We start from the raw sequence: 19,980 nt of genomic DNA on the forward strand, positions 1-19,980 counted from the left end.
TGCCCGCGACGAGCGGGCAGTATTGCGAATCAAGACTTACTGAGCCTTGGTGTTGTTGGACAGCCCCCAGACGTAGGACGCCAGCAGGTGTACCTTGCCTTCGCCGAGGAAGTCCTTCCAGGCCGGCATCTGGTTGTTGCGACCGTTGGTGATGGTCTCGATGATGGTCTTTTCGGTACCACCGTACAGCCAGATGTTGTCAGTCAGGTTCGGAGCCCCCATGGCCTGGTTGCCTTTGCCGTCCGGGCCATGGCAGGCCGCGCACACGGCGGAGAAGGTTTCCTTGCCGCGAGCCGCGCGGTCGGCGTCATGTTTCTTGCCGGACAGCGACATCACGTAGTTGGCCACGTCCTTGACCTTTTCCTCGCCGAATGCCGCACCCCAGGCCGGCATCTGACCGTGACGGCCGATGGTGATGGTCTCCTCGATCTTCTGCGGCGTGCCGCCATGCAGCCAGTCGTTGTCGGTCAGGTTCGGGAACCCCTTGGCGCCGCGGGCGTCAGAACCATGGCACTGCACACAGTAGGTCTGGAACAGGCGCTTGCCCATGGCCTGGGCTTCCGGATTGGCCGCCACGGTCTGGATGTCCTGCTTCAGGAACTTGTCGTACAGCGGCTGGTACTTGGCTTCGGCCTGGCTGCGCTCCTCGTTGTACTGGCCGACCGACGTCCAGCCGCGGATACCCTTGAAGGTTCCAAGGCCGGGGTAGAGCACTAGGTACACCGCGCCGAACACCAGGGTGATGTAGAACAGCATCATCCACCAGCGCGGCAGCGGGTTGTTGTACTCCTCCAGGTCGTCGTCCCAGACATGGCCGACGGTCTCGACCTTCTCGCCCTTCTTCAGGTTAGTCTTGGACTGGCTGAAGAGCAGGTAGGCGAGGCCTACGATGCCGACGATTACCACGACGGCGATGTATACGCCCCAGAAATCACTTACGAAATCACTCATTGTTTTGCTCCGTTGGAGGCCGGCGAGTCCTTGCCGGCCTCCTGCACCTTGTCGTCATCGAGGAACAGCTGGTTGGCTGCCTCCTCGTACCGTTTCTTGGATTTCTTGCTGTAGGCCCCCAGCAGGATCACGATGAACACGACGAAGCAGAACACCGTGAACAGGCTGCGCCCCAGATTGGTCCAATCCATGGCTTAACGTACGTTCTTGAGTGCAAGACCGAGACCTTGCAGGTAGGCGATGACAGCGTCCAGTTCCGACTTGCCTTGCGCCTGGGCGGTTGCCTCGGCGATGTCCTTGTCGGTGTACGGCACGCCTACCTTGCGCAGTGCGGCCATCTTCTTCGGCAGCACTTCGGCGTCGACCAGGTTCTTGGCCAGCCACGGGAAGGCCGGCATGTTGGATTCCGGTACCACGTCGCGCGGGTTGGTCAGGTGCACGCGGTGCCATTCGTCGGAATAGCGGCCGCCGACACGGGCCAGGTCCGGGCCGGTGCGCTTGGAACCCCACAGGAACGGGTGGTCGTAAACCGACTCGCCGGCCACGGAGTAGTGACCGTAACGCTCGGTTTCGGCACGGAACGGGCGGATCATCTGCGAGTGGCAGACGTGGCAGCCTTCGCGGATGTAGATGTCACGCCCCGCCAGTTGCAGCGCGTTGTACGGCTTGACGCCGGCGACCGGCTCGGTGGTGGATTTCTGGAACATCAGCGGTACGATTTCCACCAGGCCGGCCACGCTGATCACCAGGACGGTCAATACGATCAGGTAGCCGACGTGCTCTTCAACCAGTTTCTGAATCTTTTCCATGTTCTTCTTAACCCTTTCCGCTTAAGCGTGTGCCGAGGCGGTGACGGACGGGATCTTGGCGTCAACGGCGCGACCGGCAGTGACGGTACGGAAGGTGTTGTAAGCCATGACCAACATGCCGGTCAGGTACAGGGCACCACCCAAGAGGCGGACAAAGTGGTACGGGTAGGTGGCCTTGACGACTTCGGCGAAGGCGTAGGTCAGGGTGCCGTCCGGGTTCAGCGCGCGCCACATCAGGCCCTGCATCACGCCGGAAATCCACAGTGCGGCGATGTACAGCACCACGCCGACGGTAGCGAGCCAGAAGTGAGCTTCGATCAGCTTGACGCTGTGCATTTCTTCACGGCCGAACAGGCGCGGCAGCAGGTAGTACATCGAGCCGATGGTGATGAAGCCGACCCAGCCCAGAGCGCCGGAGTGCACGTGGCCAATGGTCCAGTCGGTGTAGTGCGACAGGGCGTTCACGGTCTTGATGGCCATCATCGGGCCTTCGAAGGTGGACATGCCGTAGAACGACAGCGAGACCACCAGGAATTTCAAGATCGGGTCGGTGCGCAGTTTGTGCCAGGCGCCGGACAGGGTCATGATGCCGTTGATCATGCCACCCCAGGACGGTGCGAACAGAATCAGCGAGAACACCATGCCGACAGACTGGGTCCAGTCAGGCAGGGCGGTGTAGTGCAGATGGTGCGGGCCGGCCCACATGTAGGTGAAGATCAGCGCCCAGAAGTGCACCACGGACAGGCGGTAGGAGTACACCGGGCGACCAGCCTGCTTCGGTACGAAGTAGTACATCATGCCGAGGAAGGCGGCGGTCAGGAAGAAGCCCACGGCGTTGTGGCCGTACCACCATTGCACCATGGCGTCGACGGCACCGCTGTACACCGAGTAGGACTTCCACATCGTCACCGGGATTTCCAGGTTGTTGACGATGTGCAGCAGCGCCACGGCCAGGATGAAGCCACCGTAGAACCAGTTGGCTACATAGATATGCTTGACCTTGCGGATGGCGATGGTGCCGAAGAACACGATGGCGTAGGCGACCCAGACGATGGTGATCAGGATATCGATCGGCCATTCGAGCTCGGCGTATTCCTTGCTGGACGTGAGTCCCAGCGGCAGGGTGATGGCCGCGGCCAAGATCACCAGTTGCCAGCCCCAGAAGGTGAAGGCAGCCAGTTTGTCCGAGATCAGCCGGACGTTACAGGTGCGTTGCACCACGTAGTACGAGGTGGCGAACAGGCCGCAGCCGCCGAAGGCGAAGATGACGGCGTTGGTGTGCAGCGGGCGCAGGCGGCCGAAGTGGAAGTAGGGCCCAAAATTGAGCTCCGGCCACACCAGCTGGGCGGCGATGACGACGCCCACTAGCATGCCAACAATGCCCCATACGACGGTCATGATGGCAAACTGGCGCACCACCTTATAGTTATAAGTGGATTGCGATTCCATTTACGATTCTCTCCAAGGTTGCTAACTCAGAACTTTTTTTACAATCCGTGGCGACTTGAAGCCCGGTTTTCCGTCCCCATGTGGAAAGGGACTTCAACTCGCTGAAATTCCGAACTTGAGATAAATCAAGGGCATGATCGTTGCCCGGGGGGCGCCACTGCTCGCTCATGGCGGCAACAGACGCAGTTTCCCCCTTTATTTATCTGATCATTCTAAAACAATTGCATTGGCCGGACCAGCCGTGGCTTGTGCTTTTGGCGCCTATCGTCCGGCATTTCGGTCCGCGGAATTTCCCTCCCGGGTGCTCTCACCCGATGCTGCGACTGTTCCGGATTATATTGTCATCAGGCAAGGGACCTTTGATTTGGATCAACTCGGCTTGCCGGGCAGCATTCCGCGCAGTGCGATGCTAGAATCGGCGCTTTTCGCCATGACAGGTAATTCGCCATGACCGTGCCCGTCCGCTACCAGATATCCCCCCTCTCGCCCGAAGCTCATCTGTTCGAGGTCGTCATGACGGTGGCGCGCCCGGCCAGTGAGGGGCAGATCGTGCGTTTGCCGGCCTGGATTCCGGGCAGCTACCTGATCCGCGAATTCGCCCGCCAGATTGTGACGCTGCAGGCCGAGTCCGCCGGACAGGCGGTGGCGTTGACCCAGCTCGACAAGCATAGCTGGCAGGCGGCGCCGGTGGCGGGGAAGCTGACCTTGCGCTATCAGGTCTACTGTTTCGACCTGTCGGTGCGGGGCGCGTACCTCGATGGCGAGCGCGGCTTTTTTAACGGTAGCAGCGTGTTCCTGATGGCGGAAGGCTACCAAAGTAGCTCCTGCGAGGTGGCGATCCTGCCGCCCGAGGGCAAGGCATTCGCCGACTGGCAGCTGGCCACCAGCCTGCCGGCGCACGAGGTCAAGAAAAAATCCGGGTTCGGCGTCTACCGCGCGGCCGATTACGACGAGCTGATCGATCACCCGGTGGAGATGGGGGAGTTCGAGCGCGTCAGCTTCAAGGCCTGCGGCGTGCCGCACGAGTTTGTCGTCGCCGGCCGTTTCCGGGCCGATCTCAAGCGCCTGGCTCGCGACGTGAAGAAGATCTGCGAATGGCAGATCAATCTGTTCGGCCAACCCGCGCCGTTCGAGCGCTACGTGTTTCTGCTCTACGTCGGCAAGGACGTCTACGGTGGGCTGGAGCATCGCGCCTCGACCGCGCTGTTGGCCAATCGCGACGACCTGCCGCAGGCGGGCGACAAGACCATCGGCGACGGCTATCTGCGCCTCCTGGGGCTGATCAGCCACGAATACTTCCACAGCTGGAACGTCAAGCGCCTGAAGCCGGCGGCATTCTCCCCCTACGACCTGAGCCGGGAAAACCATACCCGCCTGCTGTGGGCGTTCGAGGGGGGGACTTCGTACTACGACGAGCTGACCCTGGTGCGCTGCGGGTTGATCGACGAGAAGCGTTACCTCGGCCTGCTCGCGGAGACCATCAGCGGCGTCGAGCGGGGTGCCGGGCGGCGCAAGCAGACCCTGGAAGAATCCAGCTTCAACGCCTGGACCAGGTACTATCGTCAGGATGAGAACAGCCCCAACAGTCTGGTCAGCTACTACACCAAAGGTGCCTTGGCGGCCTTGGCATTGGACTTGCTGATCCGGCGCGAGAGCGGCGACGCCAAGTCGCTCGACGACGTGATGCGCGCCCTGTGGCAGAAGTGGCTGGCCGACGGCCAGGGTCTGGCCGAGGACGAATGGGAGCGCCTCGCGGCAGAGGCCACCGGGCTCGATCTGCGCGCCTTCTTCGATGGTGCGCTGCGCTCCACCGTCGACCTGCCGCTGCCGGAGCTGCTGGCGAGCCAGGGGGTGGAGATGGCGCTGGCGCCGGCCGAGGGAGCGAACGATCGCGGTGGTGTGGTCGACGCGCTGGCAGGCAAGCCGGCGCGGGCGGTGCTGGGCGTGCGCAGCGCCACCGACCCGCTCGGGGTGAAGCTGACCCACGTGCTGGATGGCGGCGCCGCGCAGCAGGCCGGCCTCTCCGGCGGCGACGTGGTGGTGGCGCTCGACCGCCTGAAGGTGGGCGATCTGGACAAGGCGCTGGCGCGCTTCCAGCCGGGCGAGACGGTCAAGCTGCACGCCTTCCGGCGCGACCAATTGATGACGTTCAACGTGCTGCTGCAGGCGGCCCCGGCCGATACCTGCCGGCTGTTGCTGAAACCTGCCGGCGCGCGCTGGCTCAAACACTGAAACACGGATTCCGCCAGGCCCGCCATCGCCGGGCCGAATTGTCGCTGCGGCGCTATCCCGCCGCAGTGGTGTCTGCGCGGCTGGCCGACCACGCCAGCGAGCAGCAGCAGGGCGGAATCACCTGAAACGGCCCTTGATTAGGTGAAGACATGGCCCAGCAACCCGAAGTGAAATACCTGAAACATTACCAGGCCCCCGCGTTCAACCTGGACCGCGTGGACCTGAAGTTCGACATCTTCGACGAGGTGACGCGCGTCTATTCGCGCCTGCTCGTGCGGCGCCATAGCGGTCATGACGATACCGAGCTGCGGCTCGACGGCTGCGCCAAGCTGGTGGCGGTGACGCTCGACGGCGAAAGGTTGGCCGAAGGGCGCTACCGCCTGGGCGACGAGACGCTGGTGATCGCCGACGTGCCGGACAGCTTCATCCTGGAGATCGAGACCGAGCTCGATCCGGCCGCCAATACCAGCCTGATGGGGCTCTACGCCTCCAACGGCAACCTGTTCACCCAATGCGAGCCGGAGGGCTTTCGCAAGATCACCTATTACCTCGACCGTCCGGACGTGATGTCGAAGTTCACCACCACCATCGTCGCCGACAAGCAGAAGTACCCGGTGCTGTTGTCCAACGGCAACAAGGTGGGCGAGGGCATGGTCGACAAGAAGCGGCACTGGGTGCGCTGGGTCGATCCTTACCGCAAGCCGGCCTATCTGTTCGCGCTGGTGGCGGGGCGGCTGGCGGTGCGGCGCGACAGCCACACCACCCCGGGCGGGCGCCAGGTGACGCTGGAGGTGTGGACCGAGGCGGCCGACCAGGACAAGGTGGCGCATGCCATGGAGTCGCTGAAGCGCGCGATGAAATGGGACGAAGAGCGTTTCGGCCTCGAGTACGACCTCGACATCTACATGATCGTGGCGGTCGGCGACTTCAATATGGGGGCGATGGAGAACAAGGGCCTCAACATCTTCAACACCAAGTACGTGCTGGCGCGCCAGGAAAACGCCACCGACGACGACTTCCACAACGTGGAGGGCGTGATCGGCCACGAGTACTTCCACAACTGGACCGGCAACCGCGTCACCTGCCGCGACTGGTTCCAGCTGTCGCTGAAGGAAGGGCTGACGGTGTTCCGCGACCAGGAGTTCTCGGCCGACATGTCGAGCCGGGCGGTGTGCCGCATCAGCGACGTCAAGCAGCTGCGCGCCTTGCAGTTTCCGGAAGACGCCGGCCCGACCGCGCACCCGATCCGTCCCGAGTCGTACATCGAGATGAACAACTTCTACACCATGACGGTGTACGAGAAGGGCGCCGAGGTGGTGCGCATGTACCAGACCCTGCTGGGCCGCGACGGCTTCCGCAAGGGCATGGACCTGTACTTCAAGCGCCACGACGGCCAGGCCGTCACCTGCGACGACTTCCGCGCCGCCATGGCCGACGCCAACGGCGTGGACCTGGCGCAGTTCGCGCTGTGGTACAGCCAGGCCGGCACGCCGCTGTTGAGCGTGAGCGGCCAGTACAGTCCGGCCGAGCAGAGCTACACGCTGACGGTGAAACAAAGCTGCCCGGCCACGCCGGGGCAGCCCGACAAGCAGCCATTCCACATTCCGCTGGCGCTGGGTCTGTTGGGCGAGGACGGCGCCGACCTGCCGTTGCGGCTGGAGGGTGAGAGCGACGCGGCGGGCACCTCGCGCGTGCTCGACGTGACGTTGGCCGAACAACGCTTCGTGTTCGTCGACGTGTCGGCCGAGCCGGTGCCGTCGCTGCTGCGTGGCTTCTCAGCGCCGGTGCGGCTCGACTTCGCCTGGCGCGACGACGAACTGGCGTTCCTGATGGCGCACGACAGCGATCCGTTCTGCCGCTGGGAGGCGGGCCAGACCCTCGGGCAGCGCCTGTTGCGCCAGCAGATCGCCGAGCGTCAGGCCGGGCGCCAGGGCTCGTCCTCCGAAACGCTGGTGGCGGCGTTCCGCGCCGTGTTGAAGGACCATGCCGCCGATCCGGCGTTCAAGGCGCTGATGCTGACGCTGCCGGCCGAGGCGGAACTGCTGGAACTGGTCGACGATGCCGATCCGGTGCTGATCCACGAGGTGCGCGAGGCGATGCTCGACGGGCTGGCGCAGGCGCTGCGCGGCGAGTGGCACGAGGCTTACGATCTGCAGCAGACCCGCAGCTACCGGCCGCAGGACGCCGGCAAGCGCGCCCTGAAGAACCTGGCGTTGGCCATGCTGTGCCGTCTCGACGACGTCTGGCCGGCCGAGGCGGCGGAAACGCAGTGCCTGCAGGCCGACAACATGACCGACCAGATGGGGGCGCTGTCGGCGCTGCGCGACCGCGCCGGCGCGGAGCGCGACCACTGCTTCGCCGAATTCGCCCGGCGCTGGCAGGACGACGCGCTGGTGATGGACAAGTACTTCATGCTGGTGGCGGGCTGCCAGCTGCCGGACACGCTGCCGAGTGTGCGCAAGGCGCTGGAACACCCGGCCTTCTCGCTGAAGAACCCCAACAAGGCGCGCGCGCTGCTGGGCAGCTTCGGCCGCAACCAGCTGCACTTCCACGCCGCCGACGGCTCCGGCTACCGTTTCCTGGCCGAGCAGGTCGCCGCCATCGACGCCTTCAACCCGCAGGTGGCGAGCCGGCTGGTGCAACTGTTCAACCGCTGGAAGAAACTCGAGCCGGTGCGCCGCGGCCTGATGAAGGCCGAGCTGGAGCGTCTGCTGGCGTTGCCGCTGTCGCGCGACGTGTACGAGATCGTGTCGAAGAACCTGGACGCCTGAGCCCCGCAAGCCCCGGTTCTCGCGGACGGCACCAAACCGTACGGCCCATGGCCGTGCGGTTTTTTTGTGCCCTGCGTGGATGGGCTCAGGCCGCGTTCTGGCTCGGCGGCGACGGGGCAGTGTTGAGGCGGGGGCAAACCCCGTACAATCCGCCGCATCCTGTTGGTAGCCGATTTCATGACCCACCCTAAAACCACGCCACCCAAACCCGGGCTGCATCCGCGCAACGCGCATCGTCAGCGCTACGATTTCGCGGCGCTGATCGCCGCCTGTCCGGATCTCGCGCCTTTCGTCGCCCGTAACGCCCACGGCGACGACAGCGTCGATTTCGCCGACCCGGCGGCGGTGAAGATGCTCAACCGGGCATTGCTGGCGCACCATTACGGCATCGCGCACTGGGACATTCCACCCGGCTACCTGTGTCCGCCCATCCCCGGCCGCGCCGACTATATCCATCACCTGGCCGATCTCTTGGCCGCCAGCAACGGTGGGGCGTTGCCGGCGCGCGTCAACGTGCTCGACGTCGGTGTTGGCGCCAACTGCGTCTATCCGATCATTGGCCGCGCGGTGTACGGCTGGCGCTTCGTCGGCTCGGACATCGACCCGCTGGCGCTGCGCTCGGCGCAGGCCATCGTCGACGCCAACCCGGTGCTGGCCGGGGCGGTCAGGCTGCGCCGCCAGGCGTCTTCGGCCAACGTGTTCCGGGGCGTGATCAAGCGCGACGACCGTTTCGACCTCACGCTGTGCAACCCGCCGTTCCACGCCTCGGCGCAGGAGGCGGAGGCGGGCACGCGCCGCAAGCTCACCAACCTGAGCGGCAAGCGGCCGGCCAAGACCGTGCTCAACTTCGGCGGCCAGCATGCGGAATTGTGGTGCGACGGCGGCGAAGCGGGTTTCCTGCGCACCATGGTCAGCGAGAGCGCCGGCTTCGCCCGGCAGTGCTGCTGGTTCTCGTCGCTGGTGTCGAAGGAGGCCAACTTGCCGGGCCTGTACCGCGCGCTCAAGCAGGCCGGTGCCCGCCGCGTGGAAACCATCGCCATGGCGCAGGGGCAGAAGACGAGCCGGCTGGTGGCGTGGAGCTATCTGGACGAGGCCGGGCTGGCGGAATGGCGCGCCGCCCGCTGGGCGCGCTGAGAGCCTGTTTACGATCTGCTGCGCGTCGGCGATACGGCGTTAAAAACGTCTTCGGAATGCTCATTTACTACTTGTAAACGCCGCTTCCTCAGCCGTTTTTGCCTTGTCTCGCTCTAGCTCGCGAGATCGTAATCAGGCGCTGAGGGCTCGTCCGTCCCGCTCGTCCGCCGCGCCTTGATCTGGCGCATTGGCCAGGGGCTGGCGCCTATGATAGAAACCGCAGCATACCGATTTTGCTGAAAGACCCTAATGAGCGCGCTCAACTTCGATCTCGACACCGCCATCGACGCCCTCGCCGAGCACGGCTGGATCGTCATTCCCCACGCCCTGCCGGCGGAGCTGACCGCGGCGCTGCGTGAATCCTGCCTGGCCGTGTGGGAGGAAGGACTGTTCCACGAGGCCGCCACCGGCCGCGCCGACGGCCAGGCGCGGCGTGCCGAAATCCGTTCCGACTCGGTGCTGTGGCTCGACCAGGTGGCCGAACAACCGGCGGTGGCGGCGTACAACGCGGCGATGGACGAGGTGATGTGGGGGGTCAACCGCGGTCTCTACCTGGGCTTGGCCGAGCTGGAGTCGCACTTCGCGGTCTATCCGGCAGGCGCGTTCTACAAGAAACACCTCGACCGCTTCCGCGACGACGACGCGCGTACCCTGACCACGGTGTTCTACCTCAACGAAGGTTGGCCGAAGGACGCGGGCGGGCAGATCCGGCTCTACCTGGACGATGAATGCCAGCAGTTCGTCGACATCGAGCCGGAAGCCGGCACGCTGGTGCTGTTCCTGTCCGACTGTTTCTGGCACGAAGTGCTGCCCGCCCACCAGCAGCGCCTGTCGGTCACCGGCTGGTATCGCCGTCGCAGCGGCAGCGTCCCCTGGTAGCGGGTTGGTCGCCTGCCGCGCCGGCCGAACGTGCCGCAGAAGCAAAGTCGCTCCCGTGCTAAAATCGATCGCGATCACCGAAAAATAAGCAAGGGATGAAGCGATGTCTGGCAATAGCATGGGCCTGCTGTTTACCGTTACCTCTTTTGGCGAAAGCCACGGGCCGGCCATCGGCTGCGTCGTCGACGGCTGCCCGCCCGGCATGGAATTGTCCGAGACGGACATCCAGCAGGAGCTCGACCGCCGCAAGCCCGGCACCAGCCGCCACGTCACGCAGCGCCGCGAACCGGACACGGTGGAAATCCTCTCCGGCGTGTACCAGGGCAAGACCACCGGCACCCCGATCGCGCTGCTGATCCGCAATACCGACCAGCGCTCCAAGGACTACGGCAACATCGCCGAGACCTTCCGCCCCGGCCACGCCGACTACACCTACTGGCACAAGTACGGCATCCGCGACCCGCGCGGCGGCGGCCGCTCCTCGGCGCGCGAGACCGCGGTGCGCGTCGCTGCCGGCGCCATCGCCAAGAAATGGCTGAAAGAGCAGCACGGCATCGTGATCCGCGGCCACATGAGCCAGGTCGGCGAGAAGCTCATCCCGTTCACCAGCTGGGAGCATGTCTCGGCCAACCCCTTCTTCGCCCCGGATGAAGCCATCGTGCCGGAGCTGGAAACCTACATGGATACGGTGCGCAAGAGCCTCGACTCGGTCGGCGGCAAGGTGCGCGTGGTGGCCGAGAACGTGCCGGTGGGCTGGGGCGAGCCGGTGTACGACCGCCTCGACGCCGACATCGCCTACGCCATGATGAACATCAACGCCGTCAAGGGCGTGGAAATCGGCGCCGGCTTCGCCTCGGTGGCGCAGAAGGGCAGCGAGCACGGCGACGAGCTGACGCCCGAGGGTTTCGCCTCCAACCACGCCGGCGGCATCCTGGGCGGCATTTCCACCGGCCAGGACATCGAGGTCAACATCGCCATCAAGCCGACCTCCAGCATCGCCACGCCACGCCGCTCCATCGACAAGCAGGGCAACCCGATCATGGTCGAGACGCACGGCCGCCACGACCCGTGCGTGGCCATCCGCGCCACGCCGATCGCCGAGGCCATGCTGGCGCTGGTGCTGATCGACCACGCCCTGCGCCATCGCGCGCAATGCGGCGACGTGCACGTCGATACCCCGCGCATTCCCGGCCGGATCGGCTAGAGTGGTATGAGGCTGAATGCCTCGTGCATAGCGTGCGGTTTTCAAGGATGTTCAGATCATGCTGAAAAATCTGCTGGGTAGCCTGACGGGGAGCTCTTCCAAGGAAGTGGAGCCCCCTCCCGCCGAGGCGGTTCCCGCTCCCGACACCGAGATGACCCTGGCGGCGCGCGAGCAGCCGGTCACCCTGCCGCCGACGCTGGGCTTCGTCTCCCATCAGCCGATCATGGACCGGCAGCAGCACGTGGTGGCGTACGAGTTTGCCGTGCGCAAGGCCCAGCAGGCGGCGATGACCGGCAAGAAGCAGTGCGAATTCGACCGCCTGATGCTCTCCACGCTGCAAAACATGGACGTGTTCCGCCTGCTGGCGTACCGCCGCGCCTTCGTCAACATCTCCATCGCCTCGCTCGACGAGCCCCTGCTCGACGAGCTGCCGGCCAAGAGCGTGATCCTGGTGCTCGACCCGATCAGCGACGAGCCGCTGACCGAGGCGCTGCTGCCGCGACTGGATGCCCTGAAACAGAAGGGCCTGCGGTTTGCTGTCGAGCCGGCGCGCTACGACAGCCAGGCGTTGGCCGAGCGGCTGCAGCCGGAATTGTTCGGCCGCATGGATTTCATGGTGCTCGACTTCGCCGCGCCGTCCACGCGCGTGCTGGGGCCGATCCTCGACCAGCTTCCCAAGCGCTACCCGCAGGCACGCTGGCTGGCGCGCAACGTCGGCACTGCCGAGGAGCTGGACGTCTGCCTGCACGCGCCGGGCAGCCATCGCTTCGCGCTGTTCCACGGCTCCTTCGTCACGCTGGTGCGCGGCCTGGAAACCGGCAAGAGCGACGCCAGCCAGGTGCGGGTGCTGGAACTGATGCGCCTGTTGCGCGCCAACGCCGACACCCGCGAGATCGAGGCGCAGTTCAAGCTCGATTCGGTGCTGTTGTTCAAGCTGCTGCGCTTCATCAACTCGCCGGTCAACGGCCTGAGCCGCAAGGTGCAGAGCATCGAGGAAACGCTGATGCTGCTGGGGCGCGACACGCTGTTCAAGTGGCTGTCGATGCTGCTGTTCACCGCGCGCAAGGACGACGGCCGTTCGGTGGCGCTGCTCGAGAAGTCACTGATCCGAGCCCGCTTCATGGAAAAGCTCGGCGCCTACCGGGGCAACAAGCTGGAAGCCGAGCACCTGTTCCTGACCGGCATGTTCTCCTTGCTGGATGCCCTGCTGAATATCCCGTTTCCCGACACGCTGAACGCGATCGAACTGCCGGCGCCGGTGCGCGAGGCCATCGTCAACCACAAGGGGCTGTTTGCGCCGCAGCTGCTGTTGGCTATGGCATGCGAGCAGGGCGACACGGCGCGAGTGCATACCATCGCCAAGATGCTGGAGTTCGACGACGAGCTGATCAACCGCTACCACACCGACGCCGTCCTGTGGACTCAGGAGGTACTGCACCAGAGCGAGGTGCACAGCAACGTCGAGGCGGTATGAGCGGCAGTGGTGTCGCTATCCGCGCCAAGCAAGAGGCCCGGCAGATGCCGGGCCTCTTGTCATTTGTCGGAGGGGTTATCGCGTGGCGTCGTCGTCGGGGTAGCCGGCCGGATTCTGCTGCTGCCAGCGCCAGCTGTCGCGGCACATGGCTGTCAGGTCGCGGCAGGCGCGCCAGCCCAGCCTCGCCTCCGCTTGTGCCGGGTCGGCGTAGCAGCAGGCGATGTCGCCGGCGCGGCGTGGCGCGACGCGGTAGGGGATGTCGCGTCCGCTGGCGTGGCTGAAGGCAGCCACCAGCTCCAGCACCGAGTAGCCGCGTCCGGTTCCCAGGTTCAGTGTCAGCACCCCGTCGTGGGCGCTCTCCACCGCACGTGAATGGGCGATGGCAAGGTCCACCACGTGGATGTAGTCGCGCACCCCGGTGCCGTCGGGGGTCGGGTAATCGTTGCCGAAGACGTTCAGCGCTTCGAGCTTGCCCACGGCGACCTGGCTGATATAGGGCATCAGGTTGTTGGGGATGCCGTTGGGGTCTTCCCCGATCAGCCCGTTCTCGTGCGCCCCCACCGGATTGAAGTAGCGCAGCAGGGTTGAATCGCCCCCGCTTTCCTAGATACCTCGTGAGCCTCACACTAGGACCTAGAAGGAGGTGTCATGAGCAGGCCGCGTTTCCCCGAAGAGTTCAAGATTGAAGTCGTCAAGCAAGTCACTGAGCGCGGCTATCCCGTCGCCGAAGTAGCCAGCCGTCTCGGCGTATCTGCCCACAGCCTGTATCAATGGCTGAAATGCTACGACCCTAAGTGCGCTAAGCTTGCCGAATCAGCGGATCCGCAAGCCGAAATCCGCCGGCTGAAGGCAGAACTGAAACGGATGACCGAGGAGCGCGACATCCTAAAAAAGGCCGCCGCATACTTTGCCAAGCAGTCCGGGCAAGGTATGCCTTCATCTGGACCCACGAGCAGCAGTTCCCTATTCGACGCCTGTGTCGTGTCATGTCTGTGCATCCCAGTGACTACTACGCCTGGAAGCTTCCCCGCACTCACCCAGGGCCCGCAAAGACCAACGCTTGCAGGGGCAAATCAAACAGGTCGGGCTAGAGAGTGGTGGCACCTATGGGTACCGCAAGGTGTATGACGACCTGCAGGTGGATTTGCCCCTGTATCTCAGGACACCAACCCTCCCTTAGGTTGATGTTGCCGCCAGTCGTCTGAACTCCCGTGGGGAACGGTATTTCAGTGCACTGTGCGGGTGATGCTCGTTGTAATGTTCGAAGGCAATGCCCAGGTTTCGCAAGGCGGTTGCGGCGTCCGGCTTCGGCATGTGTGCCACGTAATCCCGCTTTATCGTCTTCACCAGACTCTCGGCCATGCCGTTGCTCTGCGGACTGCACACAGGTGTCGTCACCGGCTCAAGGCCCAGCATCCGCGCAAACGCTCGGGTGGCCTCTGCCGTGTAGGCCGAACCGTTGTCGCTCAGCCATTCTATCGGTGCCGAGGGCTTATCCAGGCCGAGGTGCCTCTCTACAGCCTCCAGCATCACGTTCTGCACGTCATCACTCCGATAGCCAGCAGTGCCGGCCACCCAGCTCATGACCTCACGGTCGCAGCAGTCCAGGGCAAACGTGACCCGTAGCTTATCGCCATCGTCGCAGTTCACTTCGAAACCATCGGAGCACCAGCGGGTATTGCTGGTCGCCACGGCGACACGGCCCTCATGCCGACGCGACACCCCGGGTTGCTTCACCCGGCGGCTCAGCAGTAAGCCATGCTGCTTCATGACCCGGTAGACCCGCTTGGCGTTGACCGGCCGTTGAGCGAGGGCTTCTCGCTGGCGCCGCAATAGTCCCCAGGCCCGACGGTAGCCGTAGCTGGGCAAGTCACTAATGAGCGTCTTCAGGTCTGCAACCAGTTCCGCATCATCCGGCCGTCGATGCTGACGCCCGTCGCACCAGTCTGCAGAGCGTTTGCTTCGGGCGGCCAGATGGGAGCGCGCTACACCAAGGCAGTCACTGACCAGCTTCACTGGTCGTCCTCCGATAACAAGGGCGAGCGCGCAATCCATTTTCGCGAGCGGGCGACCTCCACGGCTTCCTTAAGAATCTCCGCTTCCATGGTCTTTTTGCCCAGCAGGCGCTGCAGCTCGCGGATTTGCTTCATCGCTTCGGCCAACTCCGAGGCGGGTACTACCGCTTCGCCGGCACTGACTGCAGACAGGCTGCCATCCTGGTGAAGCTTGCGCCAATGGAAGAGCTGATTCGGATTGATGCCGTGGCGTCGTGCCACCAGCGACACCGTCTGGCCGGGTTCGAAGCTTTCTCTAACCATGGCCAGCTTTTCTTCTGCAGACCAGCGGCGACGGCGCTCCGGCCCCAGAACCTCGGTGGAGGGTTTGTTAGTGTGAGTCATAAACACAGTCGTATGCCTATCCCTTAGTTTAAGGGGGAAACGGTGTCCTGTGTTTCAGGGGGCTCGTCCAGCAGGCTCAGGGGGGGGGCGCTGTGGCAAACATCGTGTGGCACGGCTAATGACGCAGGAGGGTCTGCGTTCACAGATGGGCTATCGCCGGTAGAGTTTGAGAAGCAATATTTCCAACGGTTCAAGAGTGTCTAGAGAAGCTGGGGCGATTCAACCAAAATCCCTTGGATGAGCAGAGCACGTAGATCCAGTGTGAATCGGTTGCCCACTTGTAGGCGCAAAGTGGTTAGGTGGCTCTTGGCTCGAAGCCGCCATAAGTTAATGGGAGAAGCTTGCCGAATGTCATTACGTGCCCTGCGTACCCTAGTCGCTATTGCCCAGCACGGTTCCTTCGCCCGCGCCGCCAAACCCTGCTGGCTGGCCTTGTCCTGCCGCTATCGGTGCTCGGTCTGGCCAGCTGGGTCTAGGTGCCGTGAGAAGGTTGAACCGCTCCAGATGCCTGGGCGTGTCTCTAATTGAGCCAAATGCGGGGGCATAAGCCCGTGCTTGGCCTGCATTTCATGGGGGGTATCGCGATTTCCGGTAGTGCAGTGGAGGCATGGTCAGCGCGTCTGAACCGGGCTGGGGATTGGATCGGATTATCGAGGTTGCCGACAACCGGGTGGGCGATGCACCGATGTGGCGGGAGGGGAAACAGCAGCTCATCTTGCTTCAGGGTTTGGCAACAACGCCAATTTTAACCGACAGCTGACAGGTCTCGATTTGTGCCGCCATGTTAATGGCCACCTAAATTAATTATTTATAGATAATTGCTCTAAAAAGCGCTCCAACACCAGATTAGGCCGCCTGCCTTTGCGTGTAACCACACTAAGTGGTACGTCATAGTGAAGGCGATGAGGGTGGAGTGTTCTCATCATTTCCTGTGTCACCCACGTATTGGCATAGTGGTCTGGAAGAAAGCCGATAAAACTGCCTGTGAGAATCAGAAAGGCGATGCCCTCCCGATCAGATGCAGTCGCTGTGCAGTTCAATGTCTGATGAGTGTCTATGGCATCCGCGGGCAGTCGGTAGCTAGGGGTCACGGCATCGGCATTGCGTAGTTCCTCGTCCGTTATCTCCGTATCAGGACGCCCAAAAAATGAATGCTCCCGGCTGCAATAGAGTAAGGAGCGTTCTTCGTAGAGCGGCATGTATTCCAGTCCCGCCAGGGGGCTGATCAATGGGACCACACCCACATTGAGGTGCCCATCAAGAACCCCTAGCTCAATATCGCTAGGTGTCATCATCCCGATATTGATATGTACGCTAGGGCCTTGTGCTCGTAGCGACTTCAAGGCTTGGGTGATGCGCATGTGCGGCTGGGTCACCATGTTGTTGATGATGCCGATGTTGAGCTCGCCGCGCAGCTGGCGGTGCAGCTGGTTGACCTCGCTGCGGAAACCCTCTATGGCGGCGAGCAGGGTCTGGCTCGCGCGCAACACCTCGCGCCCTTCGTCGGTGAGCGCGAAGCCGGCGCGGCCGCGTTGGCACAGGCGCATTCCCAGCCGCTTCTCCAAGTCTCCCATGTGCAGGCTGATGGCCGAGCGGCTGATGCCCAGCACCCCTTCGGCGGCCGTGAAGCTGCCGCATTCCACCACGGTCTTGAATAGGCGGAGCAAACGGATTTCGAAATCGCTTACTTGGCTGAGTGTCTTCTTTGCGGTCATTTGGTGAGATAGATCTAATCTAAACGTAAATACGATGCTATTTAACTCACCATACAACCTGATGCAACCTATGGCTGTCAACACATCAACCGCTGGGAGCCATGTACGAACTCTCCGATTGTGAACTCTACAGAACAACCTATGCCATGCATGGGCGGTTATGCTGGCAGGGCAGGCGTTGGCGGCGTTCATTGTTAGTGCATGACGAACGTGCCTGATTGATTGTCAGCGGGGAAACCCTTGAAAATCAAACGCTTGAAATGTGGTTGCGAGCAGTTTTTGTAGAAGATTTGTAGAAATTGTAGAAGGAATTTAGGGACGGAAACCGGCATTTCCAGAGAAGGGAGAAACAAAAAAGCCCTTGATTTCTCAAGGGCTTAATTGTGTTGACTGGCGGAGAGGGAGACTGCCTTAATAGAAAATCAGTACACCTCACTGAATTTCACTAACTTATTGATAATTATGATTTATGCGGTTGTTGTTGTGTCATAACGTGCCATACTTACTCAGTAAAGCTCACATATTTTGTGGGGCCATCTGTGGGGCTGAACATGGCAGTGATTACAGACACCAAGGCACGGAACGTCAAACCCAGCGACAAGCCCATTGCTCATGGAGGGGTCACTGGACTTCGGCTTGAGCCGGGGAGCACCAAGGGGACGGGCAAGTGGACACTGCGTTTTATTTCTCCCGTGACAGGGAAGCGCAGGGACATGGGATTGGGTCGTTATCCAGATATTGGCATTGCCGATGTCGGTAAAACCGCTCTTGAGGCACGTGAGCAGATTGCTAAAGGCGTTGACCCCATTGAACAACGCCAGACAAAGGTAGCTGCACAGCGGGCTGAGCTGGAAGCCCTCACGTTCGAGCAAGCGGCACGCCAGGTCCATATAGAGCAGTCTCCCGGCTGGAAAAATCCCAAGCACGCAGCGCAATGGATCACCACCCTTGAGACGTATGTCTTCCCAACCTTGGGCAAGGTTAAGGTCGCTGATCTGACGCCCAAGCACTTTGCGGATGCGTTACGCCCTATCTGGTTAGAAAAACCAGAAACCGCCAGTCGTACCAAACAACGCTGCCATGCGGTTATGGCATGGTGCTGGGCTCACGGGAAAGTTGCTGCCAACCCCATAGATGTCATCGAGCATCTGCTGCCAAAACAAATCCCCACCGAGCAACACCAGCCCGCCATGCCATGGGCAAAGATTCCCACCTATATCAAAGATCACTTGAAAGACCGACAACCCGGCGACAGTACCCGTGCTGCACTGGAGTTTCTGATCCTCACCGCAGCTCGCTCAGGGGCGGTACGCATGATGACCTGGAGCGAAGTGAATTTTGATGAGGCGATCTGGACTATCCCCCCCGAGGCAGGGAGAAAGACTGGGGTTGCACGTCGTATGCCTCTATCCGGTCGGGCAATCGAGATCCTTCAGCAACAAAGGGCGATTGGCCTAAGCGATGAATTGGTTTTCCCTGCCCCACGGGGGGGCGTACTCTCTGACATGACATTGACTTCACTCCTGCGTCGAACTAAAGCAGAAAGTGAAACACCCGGTCGGGTTGCAACCGCCCACGGCTTCCGCAGTGCCTTTCGTGATTGGGCTAGTGAACATGGCTATTCGCGCGACTTGGCCGAACGCCAGCTCTCGCATGAGATCAGTAACAAGGTCGAAGCCGCTTATCACCGCACCGATCTGTTGGAGCAACGCCGACCCATGGTTCAGTCGTGGACGAATTTTCTAACTAACGAATCGAAGTGACTGATACCAGCGAGCACGACAACCCCCCAAAAACAGACTGAAGTATGTGATGCACATGGGAGCGTGTCATGACAGATTTTCAACACTGGAACTTTGTAAACAATTTTACGGCAGAACAAGCCGCAGCATTGATACTAGGGTTTGATCCAGCAAATTTAAATGATACAGATAGGTCAAAGATCGCCCCTGTCATTAGCTGTATGCAGGGTTGCTATAGAGAAGCCTTCAATTATTACATTGAAAATTACAGCCGCCCGATAGAAATCATTTCTGAAGAGAATGAAGGGAAAACAACTGTCTTAACTCTTGAACCCGCTCCAGCGTGTGAATTTTCCCAGGCAACAGCACCCAAGGAAAAACTCTATAGCGTATCAATGCAGTTGGCCCTTGATGCCAACGTTAACATTGAGTCATGGATCAGCCGTAAAGAAATTACTGATTTTGAAAGCCAACAGTTCACACGATGGGAGTTGGATCGCTGGCTTCGTGAAATGGACTTGGATTCCAAATATCCGTTCAGAAATAAACTCGCTAAAACTACAGATAAAGTAGAAAAAATCGGGCATTGGCCTTGGGGTGATCACACAACCGGATACCTTGAACATCTTGAGGCAGCGGCATTAGAGTTCTGGGCTGGCTACAACGGTGACCCTAAAACAGCTGCAAAAAATGAAACTGTGATCACTTGGTTAAAAAAAGAGCGCGGTTTGTCACAGTCAAAAGCAGAAGCAATCGCCACCATACTTCGGGCCGAAGGTATACCTGCTGGGCCCAGAAAGAAAAATTAATCGGCTCACCCCTCTAATCCCAATGTCTATGCGGGTTTGCAGAATTACCCTTGATAACTCCAATGAGTTTACTGAGTGTATTGACACTATTCGTACCGTTGAATTTCGTGAATAGTTAAGCCGTCACTTTCATAGGACGGCACAACATGCCACACAATCTCCCTTCATTCGACTCATTGCCGGACAGTGCATTCGTCCGTGAGTCTCAACTGGTACGTAGCCCAAAGAGACCCGGCGCACCTACCCCATTGCCGTTTAGTGCTCCCACCTTGTGGCGCAAGGTAAAAGACGGCACTTTTCCCTCTCCAGTCAAATTATCCAGACGTATCACTGCGTGGTCCGTTGGAAGTGTTCGCGCCTGGATTGCAGCGCAAACAACATCCATCGAGAAGCATGGCTGACCCAACCCGGC

General features: G+C 61.6%; 16 protein-coding genes and 2 pseudogenes. 11 read left to right on the top strand and 7 right to left on the bottom strand.

The window, feature by feature from the left end:
- Positions 1-36 precede the first annotated feature (36 nt).
- From ccoP to ccoN, 4 genes are read right to left on the bottom strand one after another with little or no spacing between them, the layout of a single operon-like run.
- On the bottom strand, positions 37-951 hold the full coding sequence (gene ccoP, locus NH8B_RS05010; protein WP_008953114.1) for a cytochrome-c oxidase, cbb3-type subunit III: 915 nt from the start codon (positions 949-951) through the stop codon (positions 37-39).
- Positions 948-1,142 (bottom strand): cbb3-type cytochrome oxidase subunit 3, encoded by a 195-nt coding sequence (locus NH8B_RS05015; RefSeq protein ID WP_008953113.1) that lies wholly within the window; start codon positions 1,140-1,142, stop codon positions 948-950. Before NH8B_RS05015 ends, ccoP begins: the two co-directional genes overlap by 4 nt.
- Positions 1,143-1,145: 3 nt before the next feature.
- Positions 1,146-1,760 carry a cytochrome-c oxidase, cbb3-type subunit II gene (ccoO, locus tag NH8B_RS05020; RefSeq protein WP_008953112.1) on the bottom strand — a complete coding sequence of 205 codons (615 nt, stop codon included), beginning with the start codon at positions 1,758-1,760 and terminating at the stop codon, positions 1,146-1,148.
- A 21-nt stretch (positions 1,761-1,781) separates the two neighbouring features.
- Positions 1,782-3,209 carry a cytochrome-c oxidase, cbb3-type subunit I gene (gene ccoN, locus NH8B_RS05025; protein WP_014086303.1) on the bottom strand — a complete coding sequence of 476 codons (1,428 nt, stop codon included), beginning with the start codon at positions 3,207-3,209 and terminating at the stop codon, positions 1,782-1,784.
- A gap of 133 nt (positions 3,210-3,342) precedes the next feature.
- Between ccoN and NH8B_RS20765 the strand changes: the two genes are divergently transcribed.
- From NH8B_RS20765 to NH8B_RS05055, 7 genes are all read left to right on the top strand, one after another.
- Positions 3,343-3,660, top strand: a complete 318-nt coding sequence (locus NH8B_RS20765) for a hypothetical protein (protein ID WP_148282942.1) — start codon at positions 3,343-3,345, stop codon at positions 3,658-3,660.
- Positions 3,657-5,441 carry a M61 family metallopeptidase gene (locus tag NH8B_RS05030; protein ID WP_014086304.1) on the top strand — a complete coding sequence of 595 codons (1,785 nt, stop codon included), beginning with the start codon at positions 3,657-3,659 and terminating at the stop codon, positions 5,439-5,441. The genes NH8B_RS20765 and NH8B_RS05030 overlap by 4 nt, the downstream gene beginning before the upstream one ends.
- Positions 5,442-5,590: 149 nt before the next feature.
- A complete protein-coding gene (gene pepN, locus NH8B_RS05035; protein WP_014086305.1) occupies positions 5,591-8,212 on the top strand; it encodes an aminopeptidase N in 2,622 nt (873 codons plus the stop codon).
- Positions 8,213-8,389: 177 nt separating this feature from the next.
- On the top strand, positions 8,390-9,346 hold the full coding sequence (gene rlmF / locus NH8B_RS05040) for a 23S rRNA (adenine(1618)-N(6))-methyltransferase RlmF (RefSeq protein ID WP_014086306.1): 957 nt from the start codon (positions 8,390-8,392) through the stop codon (positions 9,344-9,346).
- Positions 9,347-9,595: 249 nt separating this feature from the next.
- The gene (locus NH8B_RS05045; protein WP_014086307.1) at positions 9,596-10,225 is read left to right on the top strand and encodes a 2OG-Fe(II) oxygenase; all 630 of its coding nucleotides are present in this window, start codon (positions 9,596-9,598) and stop codon (positions 10,223-10,225) included.
- A gap of 103 nt (positions 10,226-10,328) precedes the next feature.
- On the top strand, positions 10,329-11,429 hold the full coding sequence (gene aroC, locus NH8B_RS05050; RefSeq protein WP_014086308.1) for a chorismate synthase: 1,101 nt from the start codon (positions 10,329-10,331) through the stop codon (positions 11,427-11,429).
- Positions 11,430-11,487: 58 nt separating this feature from the next.
- Positions 11,488-12,903: an EAL and HDOD domain-containing protein gene (locus tag NH8B_RS05055; RefSeq protein ID WP_014086309.1), complete on the top strand. Its 1,416-nt coding sequence runs from the start codon at positions 11,488-11,490 to the stop codon at positions 12,901-12,903.
- A gap of 75 nt (positions 12,904-12,978) precedes the next feature.
- Here NH8B_RS05055 and NH8B_RS05060 read toward each other — a convergent pair.
- Positions 12,979-13,485: pseudogene (locus NH8B_RS05060) on the bottom strand (GDP-mannose 4,6-dehydratase); the annotation flags it as partial.
- A 66-nt stretch (positions 13,486-13,551) separates the two neighbouring features.
- Here NH8B_RS05060 and NH8B_RS20770 point away from each other — a divergent pair.
- A pseudogene (locus tag NH8B_RS20770) lies at positions 13,552-14,041 on the top strand (transposase); the annotation flags it as partial.
- Positions 14,042-14,079: 38 nt separating this feature from the next.
- Here the strand turns inward: NH8B_RS20770 and NH8B_RS05065 are convergent.
- Positions 14,080-15,302 (bottom strand): IS3 family transposase gene (locus NH8B_RS05065; protein ID WP_232503526.1). Its coding sequence is split into 2 segments (ribosomal slippage): positions 14,080-14,957 and positions 14,957-15,302, totalling 1,224 coding nucleotides; the frame shifts between segments, so codons are not numbered across the junction.
- Between the two features lie 800 nt (positions 15,303-16,102).
- Positions 16,103-17,017, bottom strand: a complete 915-nt coding sequence (locus NH8B_RS05075; RefSeq protein WP_014086314.1) for a LysR family transcriptional regulator — start codon at positions 17,015-17,017, stop codon at positions 16,103-16,105.
- 551 nt (positions 17,018-17,568) lie between these two features.
- Here NH8B_RS05075 and NH8B_RS05080 point away from each other — a divergent pair.
- From NH8B_RS05080 to NH8B_RS20365, 3 genes are all read left to right on the top strand, one after another.
- Positions 17,569-18,780 (top strand): tyrosine-type recombinase/integrase, encoded by a 1,212-nt coding sequence (locus NH8B_RS05080; protein WP_014086315.1) that lies wholly within the window; start codon positions 17,569-17,571, stop codon positions 18,778-18,780.
- A gap of 68 nt (positions 18,781-18,848) precedes the next feature.
- Complete coding sequence (locus NH8B_RS20780; RefSeq protein WP_014086316.1) at positions 18,849-19,568, top strand: hypothetical protein; 720 nt, start codon at positions 18,849-18,851, stop codon at positions 19,566-19,568.
- A gap of 146 nt (positions 19,569-19,714) precedes the next feature.
- Entirely contained in the window at positions 19,715-19,969 is a 255-nt protein-coding gene (locus NH8B_RS20365) for a helix-turn-helix transcriptional regulator (protein ID WP_083844240.1), read from the top strand.
- Positions 19,970-19,980: the final 11 nt, after the last annotated feature.

The organism is Pseudogulbenkiania sp. NH8B (assembly GCF_000283535.1).
GTDB lineage: Bacteria > Pseudomonadota > Gammaproteobacteria > Burkholderiales > Chromobacteriaceae > Pseudogulbenkiania > Pseudogulbenkiania ferrooxidans.

What these genes read in the sequence shown, in the direction of transcription:
- ccoP (WP_008953114.1), bottom strand. Translation starts at nt 951, where the DNA reads ATGAGTGATTTCGTAAGTGATTTCTGGGGCGTATACATCGCCGTCGTG.
- NH8B_RS05015 (WP_008953113.1), bottom strand. Translation starts at nt 1,142, where the DNA reads ATGGATTGGACCAATCTGGGGCGCAGCCTGTTCACGGTGTTCTGCTTC.
- ccoO (WP_008953112.1), bottom strand. Translation starts at nt 1,760, where the DNA reads ATGGAAAAGATTCAGAAACTGGTTGAAGAGCACGTCGGCTACCTGATC.
- ccoN (WP_014086303.1), bottom strand. Translation starts at nt 3,209, where the DNA reads ATGGAATCGCAATCCACTTATAACTATAAGGTGGTGCGCCAGTTTGCC.
- NH8B_RS20765 (WP_148282942.1), top strand. Translation starts at nt 3,343, where the DNA reads ATGATCGTTGCCCGGGGGGCGCCACTGCTCGCTCATGGCGGCAACAGA.
- NH8B_RS05030 (WP_014086304.1), top strand. Translation starts at nt 3,657, where the DNA reads ATGACCGTGCCCGTCCGCTACCAGATATCCCCCCTCTCGCCCGAAGCT.
- pepN (WP_014086305.1), top strand. Translation starts at nt 5,591, where the DNA reads ATGGCCCAGCAACCCGAAGTGAAATACCTGAAACATTACCAGGCCCCC.
- rlmF (WP_014086306.1), top strand. Translation starts at nt 8,390, where the DNA reads ATGACCCACCCTAAAACCACGCCACCCAAACCCGGGCTGCATCCGCGC.
- NH8B_RS05045 (WP_014086307.1), top strand. Translation starts at nt 9,596, where the DNA reads ATGAGCGCGCTCAACTTCGATCTCGACACCGCCATCGACGCCCTCGCC.
- aroC (WP_014086308.1), top strand. Translation starts at nt 10,329, where the DNA reads ATGTCTGGCAATAGCATGGGCCTGCTGTTTACCGTTACCTCTTTTGGC.
- NH8B_RS05055 (WP_014086309.1), top strand. Translation starts at nt 11,488, where the DNA reads ATGCTGAAAAATCTGCTGGGTAGCCTGACGGGGAGCTCTTCCAAGGAA.
- NH8B_RS05075 (WP_014086314.1), bottom strand. Translation starts at nt 17,017, where the DNA reads ATGACCGCAAAGAAGACACTCAGCCAAGTAAGCGATTTCGAAATCCGT.
- NH8B_RS05080 (WP_014086315.1), top strand. Translation starts at nt 17,569, where the DNA reads ATGGCAGTGATTACAGACACCAAGGCACGGAACGTCAAACCCAGCGAC.
- NH8B_RS20780 (WP_014086316.1), top strand. Translation starts at nt 18,849, where the DNA reads ATGACAGATTTTCAACACTGGAACTTTGTAAACAATTTTACGGCAGAA.
- NH8B_RS20365 (WP_083844240.1), top strand. Translation starts at nt 19,715, where the DNA reads ATGCCACACAATCTCCCTTCATTCGACTCATTGCCGGACAGTGCATTC.